Origin of the sequence: Pseudomonas parakoreensis (assembly GCF_021602155.1) — a bacterium.
GTDB lineage: Bacteria > Pseudomonadota > Gammaproteobacteria > Pseudomonadales > Pseudomonadaceae > Aquipseudomonas > Aquipseudomonas parakoreensis.
In genome coordinates, this window is sequence record NZ_BQHY01000007.1 from 100,102 (window position 1) to 114,983 (window position 14,882).

The 14,882-nt window shown below is 62.1% G+C and carries 16 protein-coding genes; 11 read left to right on the forward strand and 5 right to left on the reverse strand.

The genetic code is table 11. The features are described 5' to 3' along the window. The first annotated feature begins 184 nt into the window (after positions 1 to 184). The 4 genes from L6D63_RS12695 (at position 185) to L6D63_RS12710 (ending at position 4,503) form a co-directional block, all read left to right on the forward strand. On the forward strand, positions 185 to 898 hold the full coding sequence (locus tag L6D63_RS12695; protein ID WP_027612372.1) for a GntR family transcriptional regulator: 714 nt from the start codon (positions 185 to 187) through the stop codon (positions 896 to 898). Further along, positions 895 to 1,893: an ADP-ribosylglycohydrolase family protein gene (locus L6D63_RS12700; RefSeq protein WP_131671677.1), complete on the forward strand. Its 999-nt coding sequence runs from the start codon at positions 895 to 897 to the stop codon at positions 1,891 to 1,893. The genes L6D63_RS12695 and L6D63_RS12700 overlap by 4 nt, the downstream gene beginning before the upstream one ends. A gap of 221 nt (positions 1,894 to 2,114) precedes the next feature. Further along, the gene (locus L6D63_RS12705; RefSeq protein ID WP_131671676.1) at positions 2,115 to 3,581 is read left to right on the forward strand and encodes a purine-cytosine permease family protein; all 1,467 of its coding nucleotides are present in this window, start codon (positions 2,115 to 2,117) and stop codon (positions 3,579 to 3,581) included. Then, positions 3,574 to 4,503, forward strand: coding sequence for a PfkB family carbohydrate kinase (locus L6D63_RS12710; protein ID WP_131671675.1), 930 nt, complete (start codon positions 3,574 to 3,576; stop codon positions 4,501 to 4,503). Before L6D63_RS12705 ends, L6D63_RS12710 begins: the two co-directional genes overlap by 8 nt. Positions 4,504 to 4,627: 124 nt before the next feature. On the opposite strand, the gene L6D63_RS12715 is transcribed toward L6D63_RS12710, so the two are convergent. The 4 genes from L6D63_RS12715 to L6D63_RS12730 form a co-directional block, all read right to left on the reverse strand. Further along, positions 4,628 to 5,008 carry a Rho termination factor N-terminal domain-containing protein gene (locus L6D63_RS12715; protein ID WP_131671674.1) on the reverse strand — a complete coding sequence of 127 codons (381 nt, stop codon included), beginning with the start codon at positions 5,006 to 5,008 and terminating at the stop codon, positions 4,628 to 4,630. Between the two features lie 142 nt (positions 5,009 to 5,150). Next, positions 5,151 to 5,405 (reverse strand): hypothetical protein, encoded by a 255-nt coding sequence (locus tag L6D63_RS12720; protein WP_007961959.1) that lies wholly within the window; start codon positions 5,403 to 5,405, stop codon positions 5,151 to 5,153. Between the two features lie 44 nt (positions 5,406 to 5,449). After that, positions 5,450 to 5,794 (reverse strand): hypothetical protein, encoded by a 345-nt coding sequence (locus L6D63_RS12725; protein WP_047295624.1) that lies wholly within the window; start codon positions 5,792 to 5,794, stop codon positions 5,450 to 5,452. A 96-nt stretch (positions 5,795 to 5,890) separates the two neighbouring features. Next, positions 5,891 to 6,544: an HD domain-containing protein gene (locus L6D63_RS12730; RefSeq protein WP_047295622.1), complete on the reverse strand. Its 654-nt coding sequence runs from the start codon at positions 6,542 to 6,544 to the stop codon at positions 5,891 to 5,893. Between the two features lie 222 nt (positions 6,545 to 6,766). On the opposite strand from L6D63_RS12730, the gene L6D63_RS12735 reads away from it, so the two are divergent. The 6 genes from L6D63_RS12735 to L6D63_RS12760 all read left to right on the forward strand — a co-directional run bounded on the left by L6D63_RS12735 (position 6,767) and on the right by L6D63_RS12760 (position 12,616). Further along, the gene (locus L6D63_RS12735; protein ID WP_047295620.1) at positions 6,767 to 7,246 is read left to right on the forward strand and encodes a GNAT family N-acetyltransferase; all 480 of its coding nucleotides are present in this window, start codon (positions 6,767 to 6,769) and stop codon (positions 7,244 to 7,246) included. A 201-nt stretch (positions 7,247 to 7,447) separates the two neighbouring features. Then, positions 7,448 to 8,437: a 2-dehydro-3-deoxygalactonokinase gene (locus L6D63_RS12740; RefSeq protein ID WP_131671673.1), complete on the forward strand. Its 990-nt coding sequence runs from the start codon at positions 7,448 to 7,450 to the stop codon at positions 8,435 to 8,437. Positions 8,438 to 8,456: 19 nt separating this feature from the next. Then, positions 8,457 to 9,077 carry a 2-dehydro-3-deoxy-6-phosphogalactonate aldolase gene (locus tag L6D63_RS12745; protein ID WP_095668608.1) on the forward strand — a complete coding sequence of 207 codons (621 nt, stop codon included), beginning with the start codon at positions 8,457 to 8,459 and terminating at the stop codon, positions 9,075 to 9,077. Positions 9,078 to 9,125: 48 nt separating this feature from the next. Then, positions 9,126 to 10,274 (forward strand): galactonate dehydratase, encoded by a 1,149-nt coding sequence (gene dgoD / locus L6D63_RS12750; RefSeq protein WP_007961968.1) that lies wholly within the window; start codon positions 9,126 to 9,128, stop codon positions 10,272 to 10,274. 173 nt (positions 10,275 to 10,447) lie between these two features. Then, positions 10,448 to 11,752 carry an MFS transporter gene (locus L6D63_RS12755; protein WP_041069255.1) on the forward strand — a complete coding sequence of 435 codons (1,305 nt, stop codon included), beginning with the start codon at positions 10,448 to 10,450 and terminating at the stop codon, positions 11,750 to 11,752. Between the two features lie 60 nt (positions 11,753 to 11,812). Continuing rightward, positions 11,813 to 12,616 (forward strand): IclR family transcriptional regulator, encoded by an 804-nt coding sequence (locus tag L6D63_RS12760; RefSeq protein ID WP_041069258.1) that lies wholly within the window; start codon positions 11,813 to 11,815, stop codon positions 12,614 to 12,616. Here L6D63_RS12760 and L6D63_RS12765 read toward each other — a convergent pair. Then, positions 12,613 to 13,665 carry an NAD(P)-dependent alcohol dehydrogenase gene (locus L6D63_RS12765; RefSeq protein WP_095668610.1) on the reverse strand — a complete coding sequence of 351 codons (1,053 nt, stop codon included), beginning with the start codon at positions 13,663 to 13,665 and terminating at the stop codon, positions 12,613 to 12,615. The genes L6D63_RS12760 and L6D63_RS12765 overlap by 4 nt on opposite strands. A 190-nt stretch (positions 13,666 to 13,855) precedes the next feature. On the opposite strand from L6D63_RS12765, the gene L6D63_RS12770 reads away from it, so the two are divergent. After that, on the forward strand, positions 13,856 to 14,746 hold the full coding sequence (locus tag L6D63_RS12770; RefSeq protein WP_047295740.1) for an AraC family transcriptional regulator: 891 nt from the start codon (positions 13,856 to 13,858) through the stop codon (positions 14,744 to 14,746). Positions 14,747 to 14,882 lie beyond the last annotated feature (136 nt).

The following is a 14,882-nucleotide window of genomic DNA, read 5'->3' on the forward strand; positions in this document are numbered from 1 at the left end:
CACGCGAACCTGTGGGAGCTGGCTTGCCAGCGATTTCGGTTGATCATTCAACATTAACTTTGAATGTTCCGCCGCCATCGCTGGCAAGCCAGCTCCCACAGGTGGTTGCGCCGCGCCAGACCTTCCGTCATCTCTCCTAAAAATTCCTTGCTCGCCCGCGCCCGTTTCGGGTATCAATTTGTACATGATTAGACAGGTACGATTTGACAAGAAACAACGGGTGGTCGACGAGCTCGTCCGGCGTATCGAAAGCGGCCTCATGGAGGACGGCTTTCTGTTGCCCGGCGAGCATCAGTTGGCTCAGGAATTCAACGTCAGCCGTGGCACGTTGCGCGAGGCGCTGGCCGAACTGAAGCGGCGCAATTACATCGCCACGCAAAGCGGGGTCGGCTCCATTGTCACGTTCGACGGTGTAGCGCTCGATCAGCGCAGCGGCTGGGCGCAGGCGCTGGCCGACAGCGGGGCGCTGATCAACACTGAAGTGCTGCGCCTGGAAGCCGTGACCCGGCCCGATCTGCTCTCGCGGTTTGGCACCGACCAATTCATCACCCTCGACCGCCGTCGCCGCTCCAACGACGGCACTCTGGTGTCCCTTGAACGCTCGTTGATGCCGGCCACCGGCGGCCTGGAAAGCCTGCCGCGGGTCGGTCTGATCGACAACTCGTTGACCATTACCCTCGCGGCCTACGGCTACATCGGCGAGCGCGGTGATCAGTGGATCGGCGCCGAACCGCTGAATGCCGAAGACGCTGAGCTGCTCGGGCGCCCGGTGGGGACGGTGTTCCTCAAGGCCCTGCGCACCACCTACGACCGGCAGAACCGTTTCATGGAACAGGTCGAAAGCCTGCTCGACCCGGTGCATTTCCGCCTGCACCTGCAATTTGGAGAATCGAAATGACCGCGCTCAACCGTGCCCTTGGTGCGTTTTATGGCCTGGCCCTCGGTGATGCGCTGGGCATGCCGACGCAATCGCTGAACCGTGAAACGATCAAGATCCGCTTCGGCTGGATCACCGATCTGCAGGATGCCGGTCCTCTGCAACCAATAGCCGCCAACATGCCCAAAGGCTCGATCACCGACGACACCGAACAGGCGATTCTGGTCGGCGAGTTGCTGATCGAGGGCAAGGGCCGCATCGAGCCGGCCGTGCTCGCCCAACGGCTGATCGAGTGGGAAGCCGAGATGCAGGCCAAGGGTTCCCAGGATCTGCTCGGCCCGTCGACCAAACGCGCCATTGAAATGATCCTAGCCGGCCACTCGCCGGAGGAGGCCGGGCGTTATGGCACCACCAACGGCGCGGCGATGCGCATCACTCCGGTGGGCATCGCCGCAAACGTCGCCGATCCCGAGCGGTTCATCGCGGCCGTGGTGCAGGCCTGTCAGGTCACCCACAACACCACGCTGGGGATTTCCAGTGCGGCGGCGGTGGCGGCGGTGGTCTCGGCCGGGATCAACGGCATGGATCTGGGCCAGGCGTTGAACCTCGGCCAGCAGATTGCGCAACAGGCCGAGGCACATGGGCACTGGGTGGCCGGCGGGCGCATCGCTTCGCGCATCAGTTGGGCGCGAACCATCAGCGTCGATAGTGACAAGGCGCTGCTGGCGGATCTGCTGTACGACGTGATCGGCACGTCGGTGGCATCGCAGGAATCGGTGGTGGTCTCATTCGCCCTGGCGCAGCAAGTGGCGGTCGGCGAGATGAGTGCGTTCGAAGCGTTGTGCATGGCCGCCAGCCTGGGCGGTGACACCGACACCATCGCGGCGATTCTTGGCGCCATGCTCGGGGCCTGCCTGGGTCTTGAGAGTTGGCCTGCCGAGATGATCAAAACGGTGAAGGCTGTCAATCATCTGGAGCTTGAGCCGTTGGTGCAAGGTCTGTTGGCCTTGCGTTGATTCAATTGACGCCTTCGCTGGCAAGCCAGCTCCCACAGGGATCGTGCATATCTTAAGGTTCACTTTGAACCTGTGGGAGCGGGCTTGCCCGCGATAGGCGCGACGCGTTTATGAATTATTCACCCGCAATGGATCGCACAGACAGGCCGAGGATGGCCGGGATGTCTTGTCGTTTTGCGTCATTGCCACAACCACAATAAAGGCAAACAGGAGCACTGTTCATGAGTTCATCAAACGTCGGGCCAAGCGCCGGGCAACTGGAAACCCGCGGCATTGAGCCGGTGCCGGAAGCCGAGTGCAACGGCCATCCGTTGCAACTGTTCTGGGTCTGGTTCGCCGCCAACATTTCCATTCTCGGACTGCCGCTGGGCGCTACGCTGGTGGCGTTTCGCGGGCTGGCGATCTGGCAGGCGATCATCGTCGCGATTGTCGGCGCAGCCGGTTCGTTTGCGGTGGTGGGGATCATCTCGATTGCCGGCCGCCGCGGCCGCGCGCCGAGCCTGACCCTGTCGCGGGCGATCTTCGGCGTGCGCGGTAACATCGGCCCGACCCTGGTCTCGCTGATGTCGCGTCTGGGCTGGGAAACGGTCAACACCACCACCGCCGCATTCGTGCTGCTGTCGCTGTGCTCGATCCTGTTCGGCTCGCCGGTGGAAGCGAAAAGCGCGCCCGTGCTGACGCTGATCTTCATCGCCATTTTCGTGTTACTGACCCTGTCGGTTTCCGGTCTCGGACACGCGACGTTGCTGGTGATCCAGAAGTGGGCGACCTACGTGTTCGGCGCGCTGAACATTCTGGTCGGCGGCTTCCTCTGCGCGACCATCGACTGGAGCGCGGTGTTCAACGCCACGCCAGCGCCGCTGAGCGCGATGATCATCGGCATCGGCACCATGGCCGCCGGCACCGGGATCGGCTGGGCCAACGCCGGCGCGGACATGTCGCGCTATCAGCACCGCAGCGTCAAGGCGGTGCGGCTGGTGGCATCGGCGGCGTTCGGCGCGGGGATTCCGCTGGTGCTGCTGATCACCCTCGGTGGCCTGCTGTCGGTGGGCAACAACGATCTGGCATCGGCGACTGATCCGATCGTGGCGATCCGCGACATGCTGCCAACGTGGATGGCCGTGCCGTACCTGATCACCGCATTCGGCGGACTGCTGCTGTCGAACAACCTCTCGGTGTACTCCGCCGGTTTGACCACGCTGACGTTGGGTCTCAAGGTCAAACGCGTCTACGCGGTGGTGGTGGACATCGTCGCGATCTTCGCCGGCTCGATCTACTTCATGCTGATTGCCGACAGCTTCTACGGCCCGTTCATCACCTTCATTTCCCTGCTGGCGGTGCCGATCACCGCGTGGGTCGGGATCTTCGTGATCGACCTGATTCACCGGCATTACTACAGCCCCAACGACCTGCTTGATGTCAGCCCGAGCAGCGCCTATTGGTATCGCGGCGGCATCGAGTGGCGCGCGTTCGGCGCCTGGGCGATTGCCATCGTGCTCGGCTTCAGTTTCACCACCATCGGCACCACCGCCGAGAATGTCTGGTTCAAAGGCTTCCTGTCTGACTCGTGGCTGGGCCACAACGGTCTGGGCTGGATCGTGACCTTCGTGGTGGCCGGTGGCATTTACCTGGTTCTCGGCGGGGCGAAAGACCGCCGCGCCGCGCAAGTCGAGAATGCTCATGCCTAAGATGTTGCACACCGGCCAGGTCATCATTGACCTGGTCATGGCGGTGGATCAGTTGCCGCAAATCGGCGGCGATGTGCTGGCGCAGTCTGCGGCGTTCGAGGCCGGCGGCGGTTTCAACGTGATGGCCGCTGCCGTACGCAATGGTTTGCCGGTGGTTTATCTCGGTCGCCACGGCAGCGGGCGTTTCGGTGATCTGGCGCGTCAGGCGATGAAGGATGAAGGCATTCACATCGGTATCCAGACGCCTGCGCAACGCGACACCGGGATTTGCGTGGCGCTGACCGATGCGTCGGCCGAGCGCAGTTTCATTTCCTACATCGGCGCTGAAGGTGAGGTGACCTGGGAGGATTTGAACAGCGTGACCGCCGAGGCGGGCGATTACGTGTATGTGAGCGGCTACAGCCTGCTGCATGCAGGCAAGGCGCAGGCACTGCTGGACTGGACGCTGGCGCTGCCGGACGCGATCAACGTGGTGTTCGATCCGGGCCCGCTGGTGGAGTCGCCGGACTTGGCGTTGATGCGGGCGCTGCTGCCGCGCATTGATGTGTGGACCAGCAACAGCGTCGAAGCGTTGCGCTTTACCGGGGCGGCGGACATTGGCGCGGCACTGGACCGACTCGCCAAACACTTACCGCAAGACGTGCTGTTGGTGGTACGCGACGGGCCGCAGGGGTGCTGGATTCAGCAGGCCGGTGAGCGGCGGCATGTGCCGGGGTTCGCCGTGAACGCCGTGGACAGCAACGGTGCGGGTGATGCGCATGCCGGGGTGTTTGTCGCCGGGTTGGCGCAGGGCCTGGATGCGCATGAGGCGGCGCGGCGGGCGAATGCGGCAGCGGCTTTGGCAGTCACGCGATGGGGGCCGGCGACGGCGCCGGGGGCGGCTGAAGTGGATGGTTTTATCCGCGAGTCCTGCGGCGACTGATCTGACGCTTTCGCTGGCAAGCCAGCTCCCACAGGTTTACAGGGTGAAACGCAAATTTGTGTACCCCGGAGTCACTGTGGGAGCTGGCTTGCCAGCGATAAGGCCATCAGCCTCAAAACAAATATCAGCCCGCTTTGCGCAACGCCGCAATCAACTCATCCTTGCGCATCGAAGAACGCCCGGCGATATTCTTCGCCCGCGCCTCTTTCCTCAGACTGTCCACGGTCTGCGTCTCGCGCGACGCCTTGCTGTCACGCGCATGTCCTGCACGACTGGCCACCGCTCGCCGCGATGATTCCTTGCGATCTTCGGACTTGGCACTCGCCGGTTTCCTGCGCCCGGAACCGCCAGCCTTTTCGCCACCGCCCGACTGTTTGTTGACCGTCGCCCAGGCGCGCGCTTCGGCTTCGTCCTTGGACAGGCCTTTATGCTCGTAGCTGTCTTCAATGTGCTGAGCCTTGCGCTTCTGCTCGGCCGTGTATTTGTCTTTGCTTCCACGAGGCATGGGATTTCTCCTTGCATCAGTAGATGGGTTTCATATGTAGGAGCTGCCGAAGGCTGCGATCTTTTGCTTTTAAAAAACAAGATCAAAAGATCGCAGCCAGCGGCAGCTCCTGCATGATCATGCGTTCACACAACCACTGCTTCTAGACATCCAGCTTGCGCGCCGCTTCGACTCCCGCGGCACTGAGCTTGATCGGCAGATTCAACGAGTGTTCGCCGGCCTCGTTGCAAGTCACATGACCATGGTGAATCAGTCCGCGATCCTGCAGGGCGGCGAGGGCGCTGGCCACGACTTTCTCACCGCGATAGTTGTCCAGCACCTCTTTGCCCAGTCCGCTCGGATGGGCGTGCAGCAGGCGGGTAAGGACTTCTTTTTCCAGGTTTTTATCGACGTTCATGGTTACCTCTTCATGGATGTGAATAGGACGCTCGCGTCGGCGAACTACTGACCGCTACCTTCGGAACCCGAGCCACCGGTGGTGGTTTTCGAGCCGATGCCGGGGCCGGCGTTATCGGGTGTGGCGGGGGAGTCGGGGGTGTTCATGCCACCCTGGCGACCGGGATCACTGCCCTGGGTGCGCGGATCGGTGCCGGTGGCGGGTGGCTGATTGATCAACGGAACGCCGGAGCCATCGGTGTTCATGCCCGGGGCACTGTTAATGGCGGGAGCGCGTGGTGACGGAACCGGATCGGTAGGACCGGTGCCTGCTGCGGTGGTAGAAGCGGCGAAAACCGCAGGACTCAGCAGGGCGGCGAAAACGAGGGCAGTCAACCTTGACGGGATCATAGGGCTTCTCCAGTGATTGAATTCCTTACCTTTCGTTGGTCTGCCCCTGGACTGGATTGGTGCCTGATGAACGACGAACGGTCGAGACACAGGTCATCAATCGATGCCGATTTCCTCCTTGAACTGCTCCATGAAACCCTTCAGACGCTGATGGCGGATCTGCGCCAGACGCTGACCGGCGCCAGTCTGAAAACCGTCGGCAAGGTGCAGCAGTTTGGTCTGGAAGTGGTCGAGGCAGAAGCGTGTGTCATCGTAGTCACGTGTCTTGGCTTCGGGGTCGCGTGGATCGTACAGCGCACTGCCCATGCGCCCGGCAACGTAGAAGGTACGGGCAACGCCGAGCATGCCCAGCGAATCGAGACGATCGGCGTCCTGGACCAGTTTTGCTTCGAGGGTGAGCGGGGTGATATTGGCGGAGAAACTGTGGGCTTCGATGGCGTGGCTGACGGCGGCGATTTTGCTGGCGGGCCAAGCCAGTTCAGCCAGCACATTGGCCGCTTTGTCAGCGGCAAGGCGCGAGGCCTGCGAGCGCAGCGGCGAGTTCTTCTCGACAGCTACGCAGTCGTGCAGCAGCACGGCGGCGAGCAACACTTCGAAGTCGCCGCCTTCCTCGGCCTGCAAGGTGCGCACGGTGTGCCAGACCCGTTGCAAGTGAGCGAGGTCGTGGGCGCCGTCGTCGGAGGTCTCCAGAGCGTGGGGCAGCAACTCGGCGGCGAGTGAGGTGAGCGGGGCAAAAGCAGCGGCGTTCATGAACATCCTTACAGACTTACCTGAATTTCGAAGCCCATGATACTTCTGTGGTGAGGGGATTTATCCCCGATGGAGTGCGAAGCACTCCCATTTTTCAAGGCTGCTGCGCACCCCATCGGGGATAAATCCCCTCACCGCAAGGTTCTGTACCAGGTATTGAATGTGACGAGCGCTGCCCACGGCTTTAGTATGGCGCTTTCCCTTTTCCGACAAGGCCCGTTCATGACGATCGAAATCCGCCCGGCGACCCCCAGCGATGCGCCGCAAATCCTCGCCTTCATCACCGAACTGGCAGATTTCGAAAAGGCCCGCCACGAAGTGATCGCCAGCGTCACCGATATCGAGCGCAGCCTGTTCAGCGAAGGCGCCACGGCCCATGGCCTGATCTGCCTGCGTGACGGTATGCCAATCGGTTTCGCGGTGTTCTTCTTCAGCTATTCGACGTGGCTCGGCAGCAACTGCCTGTACCTCGAAGACCTCTACATCACTCCCGAACAACGCGGCGGCGGTGCCGGTAAAACCCTGCTGCGGCATCTGGCGAAAATCGCCTGCGACAACGACTGCGGCCGCTTCGAATGGAGTGTGCTGGACTGGAACACCCCGGCCATCGAATTCTACAAATCCCTTGGTGCGCAGCCGCAGGAAGAGTGGGTGCGCTATCGCATGGATGGCAAGGTGTTGCGCGAGTTTGCCGAGGGGTAGTTGATCCCTCAGGAAAAGATCGCAGCCTTCGGCAGCTCCCTCCTACAGAAGATTGATCATCCTCTGCAGGAGCTGCCGAAGGCTGCGATCTTTTTTTGGGTTAATCCCATAATGTGGGAGAGTTATTTATATATTGAGATTTGTCTGCGCCAAGGTTTATAGTCCGTCGCACTCACTGCCAAAAACAAAACAGGTGAAGCGATGCAGGCGCAATTGATCGCGCTCGATTGGGGGACGACCTCATTACGTGCTTACAAACTCGCAGCGGGCGCAGTGGTGCTGGAGCAGCGTGCGCTGTCGTTCGGGATCATGCAGTTACCGAAGACGTCGCGAGTCATCAACGGTGGTGAATGCACCGACGGTTTTGAACTGGCCTTCGAAGAGGCGTGTGGCGACTGGCTCGATGCGCAGCCGGATCTGCCGGTGATCGCCTGCGGCATGGTGGGCAGCGCTCAAGGCTGGCGCGAAGCGGCTTACTGCGAGACGCCGGCAAACGTCGCCAATCTCGGAAACTCCCTACAAACGCTGGTCAGTCTGCGCGGCACACGGGTGCATATCGTGCCGGGCGTGATCCAGCGCTCTCGTCTGCCCAATGTCATGCGCGGTGAAGAAACCCAAGTCCTCGGCGTGCTGCAGAACTTGCCGGCCGAGGCGGGCGGCGATCTGTTGATCGGTCTGCCGGGCAGCCATTCCAAGTGGGTGGAAGTGATCGACGGCTGCATCACGCATTTCGATACGTTCATGACCGGCGAAGTGTTCGCCGTGCTCAGTGAACACAGCATTCTCGGGCGTACCCAGCAACAGGGTGCAGCGTTCGACGGGCTGGCGTTTGACCGTGGCGTGCAAGTGGCGCTGTCGGCGGACGGCGAACTGGGTGTGCTCTCCACATTATTCAGTGCACGCACCTTGGGCCTGACCGGCGAACTGGTCCCGACCGCGCAAGCGGATTACCTGTCCGGGCTGATGATCGGCCATGAACTGGCGGCGCTTGCCGCCGTGCAGCGGCGTCGGCGCCACAGCGAGCATCTGCCCGCAATCATCCTTATTGGCAACGCGCAACTCTGCGCCCGTTACGGCCGTGCGCTGGAGGCCTGCGGTTTCGCTCGCGTCACGCTGGCCGAGCAGGCCACCGAGTGTGGCCTGTGGCAACTGGCGCTGGCCGCCGGGCTGCTCGATTCCTCATCCCGTTAACCCTGACTGGAGGCCTGACATGCTCAAGCAAGCACTGGCACAAAACGGTCTGATCGCGATTCTGCGTGGCCTGCATCCGCAGGAAGCCGCAGCTGTCGGAGAAGTCCTGTATGCCGCCGGATTTCGCGTCATCGAAGTACCGCTCAATTCCCCGTCGCCGTACGAAAGTATCCGCATCCTGCGTCAGACCTTGCCCGCCGATTGCCTGATCGGTGCCGGTACGGTGTTGACGCCGGATCAGGTCGAATTGGTGAAAGAGGCTGGCGGCCAGGTGATCGTCATGCCGCACAGCGATGCCAAGGTACTGCGAGCAGCGAAAGCGGCGGGGCTGTACCTGTCGCCGGGTGTCGCCACGCCGACCGAAGCCTTCGCGGCGCTGGAGGAGGGCGCGGACATTCTCAAGCTGTTCCCGGCCGAGCAGATGGGCCCGGCAGTGGTCAAGGCGTGGCTCGCGGTGTTGCCTTCAGGGACGGTGCTGGCGCCGGTTGGCGGGATCACCCCGGACAACATGCAAGCGTTCATTGACGCCGGCGTAAAAGGTTTCGGCCTCGGTTCCGGCCTGTTCAAACCGGGCATGACGGTTGAGCAAGTGGCGGCCAATGCCGAAGCCTACGTGGCCGCGTGGAAAGCCCTTCGCTGAGATTTATCCGGCGCTGCGTGCGCTGCATCTAACAAGAGAGACAAGCAGATGAAAATCACCAAACTCACCACCTTCATCGTCCCGCCGCGCTGGTGCTTCCTCAAGGTCGAAACCGATGAGGGCGTGACCGGTTGGGGCGAGCCTGTAGTCGAAGGCCGCGCCCACACCGTCGCGGCCGCGGTCGAGGAATTGTCCGACTACCTGATCGGCAAAGACCCACGCAACATCGAGGACATCTGGACCGTGCTGTACCGCGGCGGCTTCTACCGCGGCGGCGCGATCCACATGAGTGCGCTGGCCGGTATCGACCAGGCGCTGTGGGACATCAAGGGCAAGGCCCTTGGCGTGTCGGTCAGCGATCTGCTGGGCGGTCAGGTGCGCGACAAGATCCGCGTGTATTCGTGGATCGGTGGCGATCGTCCAGCCGACACCGCGCGTGCCGCCAAAGAGGCGGTAAGCCGTGGTTTTACGGCGGTGAAAATGAACGGCACCGAAGAGCTGCAGTTCCTCGACTCCTTCGAGAAAGTCGATCTGGCCCTGGCCAATGTCGCCGCCGTGCGCGATGCGGTCGGGCCGAACGTCGGCATCGGTGTCGACTTCCACGGTCGGGTGCACAAGCCGATGGCCAAGGTGCTGATGAAGGAGCTCGACCCGTACAAGCTGATGTTCATCGAAGAGCCGGTGCTCAGCGAAAACTATGAGGCGCTGAAGGAGCTGGCGCCGTTGACCAGCACGCCGATTGCCCTCGGTGAGCGGCTGTTCTCGCGCTGGGACTTTAAACGGGTGTTGAGCGAAGGTTACGTCGACATCATACAGCCGGATGCCTCCCACGCCGGCGGCATCACCGAAACCCGCAAGATCGCCAACATGGCCGAAGCCTACGATGTGGCGCTGGCGCTGCATTGCCCGCTGGGGCCGATTGCGCTGGCGGCGTGTCTGCAACTCGACGCGGCTTGTTACAACGCGTTTATCCAGGAACAGAGCCTGGGTATCCATTACAACGAGAGCAACGACTTGCTCGACTACGTGAAGGATCCGCGGGTGTTCGATTACGACCAAGGCTTCGTGAAGATTCCGAACGGGCCGGGGCTGGGTATCGAGATCAACGAGGAATACGTGATCGAGCGTGCCGCCGTCGGCCATCGCTGGCGCAATCCGATCTGGCGCCATGCCGATGGCAGTTTTGCCGAGTGGTGAGTCTCTTCTGACCCACCCAAAATCCATTGTGGGAGCTGGCTTGCCAGCGATGACGGCGGCACATCCGACATTGATGTAACAGATGCACCGCTATCGCTGGCAAGCCAGCTCCCACAGGGTTCGGCGCAAGTTTTACGACTGTCCTCAAATAATCATAAGAAGAGGCACCCCCCATGCCAACGCAAACCCTCACCGGGCAGGCGTCTTTAGTCACGCCTAGCCGCAAGCGGTTTTTCATCATGGTGCTGCTGTTCATCACCGTGGTCATCAACTATCTCGACCGCAGCAACCTGTCGATTGCCGCGCCCGCGCTGACCAGCGAACTGGGCATCGATCCGGTTCACGTCGGGCTGATTTTCTCCGCATTCGGCTGGACTTACGCCGCCATGCAGATCCCCGGCGGCTGGCTGGTGGATCGGGTGCCGCCGCGGATCCTCTACAGTGTCGCGCTGCTGCTGTGGTCGCTGGCCACGGTGCTGCTCGGATTTGCCGCGAGTTTCATCGCGCTGTTCGTGCTGCGCATGGCGGTCGGCGCGCTGGAAGCGCCGGCCTATCCGATCAACAGCCGCGTGGTCACCACCTGGTTTCCCGAGCGCGAGCGGGCCACGGCGATTGGTTTCTACACCTCCGGGCAGTTTGTCGGCCTGGCGTTTCTGACCCCGGTGCTGGCCTGGCTGCAACATGAATTCGGTTGGCACATGGTGTTTGTCGCGACCGGTGCGGCGGGCATCATCTGGGCGGCGATCTGGTACGCGGTGTATCGCGAACCGCGAGATTTCAAGGGCGCCAACAACGCGGAGATCGACCTGATCCGCGAGGGTGGCGGACTGGTAGACATTCAAGCGCAAGCAACCAAGGCCTCATTCAGCTGGACCGATCTCGGCATCGTCCTGAGCAAACGCAAGTTGTGGGGCATCTACCTCGGCCAGTTCTGTCTGAACTCGACGCTGTGGTTCTTCTTGACGTGGTTTCCGACCTATCTGGTGAAATATCGCGGTATGGACTTCATCAAATCCGGCCTGTTGGCGTCACTGCCGTTTCTTGCCGCGTTCATTGGCGTGCTGTGTTCGGGGTTCTTCTCCGACTTGTTGATCCGCCGTGGCTGCAGCGTGGGCTTTGCGCGCAAGTTGCCGATCATTGGCGGACTGCTGATTTCCACCTCGATCATCGGTGCCAACTTCGTTGAATCGACACCGCTGGTGATTGCCTTCCTGGCGCTGGCGTTTTTCGGTAACGGGCTGGCCTCGATCACCTGGTCGCTGGTCTCGACCCTCGCTCCGGCGCGCTTGCTGGGGCTGACCGGCGGGGTGTTCAACTTCATCGGCAACCTGTCGGCAATTGCCACGCCGATTGTCATCGGTTTCCTCGCCAGCGGTGATTCGTTCGCCCCGGCGATTACTTACATCGCGGTTCTGGCGCTGATCGGTGCATTGTCCTACGTGCTGCTGGTGGGCAAGGTCGAGCGTATCGAGTTGTAGTCGTCTGCGTCGGGCGACCATAATGCCGCCCGTTCCCTCGCTCAACGGTAAAGGCTGGATATGCAGGAAGACGCCCCGGAAAAAACCAAGGACGCCGCACCCACCGGCACCCAGACGCTGCTTCGCGGCCTGGGTGTGGTGCACGCGGTGGCCAGTGGCGCCCGCGATCTGAAAGAGATTGCCCGGCTGATCGGCACCACGCGCAGCACCACCCATCGTCTGGCCAGTTGCCTGGTGGACGAGCGCTATTTGCGCGTAGTGCCGCAAATCGGCTATCTGCTGGGGCCGAAGCTGATCGAGCTGGGGTTTCAGGCGCGTGAAGAGTTGCCGCTGGTGAGTCTGGCCGGGCCGTATCTGGACGAGTTGTCGGCGCTGACCGGCGACACCGTGCACCTGGGCATTCGCGAAGGCGACGAGGTCTTGTACCTGCTGAAGAATCCGGGGCGCAACGGCCCGGAAATGCGTTCGCGTGTCGGCCACCGCATGCCGTTGGCGCGCACCGGGATCGGCAAGGCGTTGATGCTCGATGATGCGCCGCAGGATTGGCAGCGCCTGTACGACATCAGCCTGCCGGCGGGTGGGAAAAGTCAGTTCTGGCCGCAGCATCCCCAGCAATCGTGGGAACAGCTCGAGCAGCGCATGACCGAGTACGTGGCCGGCGGCTATGCCTTCGATCTGGAGGACAACGAACCGTCGATCCGCTGCGTGGCGGCGCCGATTCGCGATGCGAGCAAGCGCATTGTCGCGGCCATCAGCATCGCCAGCACCGTGCCGTACATGCCTCTGGAAAAAATGGCCGAGCTGATCCCCCTGATCAAAGGGGTCACAGCCCGGCTCTCGGCGGAGCTTGGCTTGAAGGTTTAAAGCTTCAAGGTCGCCATGTCGATCACGAAGCGGTACTTCACGTCACCGGCAATCATCCGCGCGTAAGCTTCGTTGATCTGGCGGATGTCGAGCATTTCGATGTCGCAGGTTATGTTGTGCTCGGCGCAGAAATCCAGCACTTCCTGGGTTTCGGCAATACCGCCGATCAACGAGCCGGCCAGGACGCGCCGGCCCAGCACCAGGTTGGCAGCGTGCACGGGCGGATCGATCGGTTCGATCAGGCCGACCAGAATGTGCACGCCATCAAAGCGCAGGGTTTGCAGGTACGGGTTGAGGTCGTGCTGCACCGGAATGGTGTCCAGCAGGAAGTCGAAACGGCCCGCAGCGGCGGCCATTTGCTCGGCATCGGTGGAGACGATCACATGATCGGCGCCCTGACGACGGCCTTCTTCGGCCTTGCTCGCCGAACGGGTGAACAGCGTGACTTCCGCACCCAACGCTTTGGCGAACTTGATGCCCATGTGACCGAGGCCGCCCATGCCGAGAATCCCGACCTTGTCGCCGGCCTTGACCCCGTAGTGCTTGAGCGGTGAGTAGGTGGTGATGCCGGCGCAGAGGATCGGCGCGGCGCTGGCCAGATCCAGTTTTTCCGGAATGCGCACCACGAAGTGCTCGCTGACCACGATGCTGTCCGAATAACCGCCCATGGTGTTGCTGCCGTCGACCCGGTCCGGGGTGGCGTAGGTCATGGTCGGGCCTTCGAGGCAGTATTGCTCGAGGTTCTGCTGGCAGGCGGCGCAGGTGCGGCAAGAGTCGACCATGCAGCCGACACCGACCAGGTCGCCGACTTTATGTTGAGTGACGTTGGCACCGATGGCGGTGACTTTGCCGACGATTTCGTGGCCCGGCATCAACGGGTACACGGCGATGCCCCATTCGTTGCGCGCCTGGTGGATGTCGGAGTGGCAGACGCCGCAGTACAGGATCTCGATCGCCACGTCGTCGGCGCGCGGGCTGCGGCGTTCGAATTTCATCGGGGCGAGGGGAGTGGTGGCCGATTGAGCGGCATAACCGATAGCGGTGTACATGAGAAACCTCGCAGAAGCAGTGACAGGTGAGGTGGCGCATTTTGGGCGCCGACTGCCGCTGCGGCCATGACGATTCCTCCGGGTCTCATGCCTAATCCTCCGGCATGCAGGTCTGGGCAAACGCAGTGGCAAAAGGATCTGCGATGATGCTTGCATGCCTTTTTCCGTGACTTTTTTGAAGACCTCTCCGATGCAGTTGACCCGCCACCTTGATGCCAATGCCACGCTGGTTTCGCTGATCGAGCCGCTGGCGCTTTGCGACGGTTACAGCCAGACCGGGTTACCCGGTGTGCAGGTGTTGCGCGCCAGTTGCGACGTCGCACGTGGCCCGCACATTTATGAGCCGAGCCTGATGATCATCGCCCAAGGCAGCAAACTGGCGTTCCTCGGCCCGCGCACCATGGAATATGGCGCCGGGCACTACCTGATTCAGGCGCTGCCGGTGCCGTTCGAGTGCGAAACCTTTGCCCTGCCGGATGCGCCGTTGCTGGGTGTATCGGTGGCGATCGACCGGGTGTTGCTCGGCGAACTGGTGCTGGCCATGGGGCTGGCGCCGGGGCGGCACATTCCGGCGCAGACCCCGGAGTCGATGACCTCGGTGGTGCTCGACGATGACATGCGCGGCTGTGTCGAACGCTTGCTGCGTTGCCTGCACGATCCGCTGGAACGGCAGATTCTCGGACCGGCGCGGGTCCGCGAATTGTTGTTCACTGCGTTGCGCGGGCCGCAGGCCGATGTGTTGCGCGCGCTGGTCGAACAGCAGGGGCAGTTCGCCCGGGTCGCGGCGTCGATCAGCCACCTGCATGCGCATTACACCGAGCCGCTGAATGTCGAGACGTTGGCCAGTTGCGCGAACATGAGCGTTTCGTCCTTTCACGAGCACTTCAAGCGCAGCACGCTGTTGTCGCCGGTGCAGTATCTCAAGCGCCTGCGCCTGCTCAAGGCGCAGACCTTGCTGGTCGCTGAAGGCCTGGGCGTGGCGCAGGTGGCGCATCGGGTGGGGTATCAGAGCACGTCGCAGTTCAGTCGTGAGTACAAGCGCTACTTCGAGCGCAGTCCGGGCGAGGAGCGCGTGGCCTGAGAGTTTGCGTAACCCTGTGGGAGCTGGCTTGCCAGCGATGGCGGTGATCCACGCTGCCAAATGTCCACTGACACGGCCCCATCGCTGGCAAGCCAGCTCCCACAGGGGCTGATGTGATGCATTTAGTTGTGGGCAA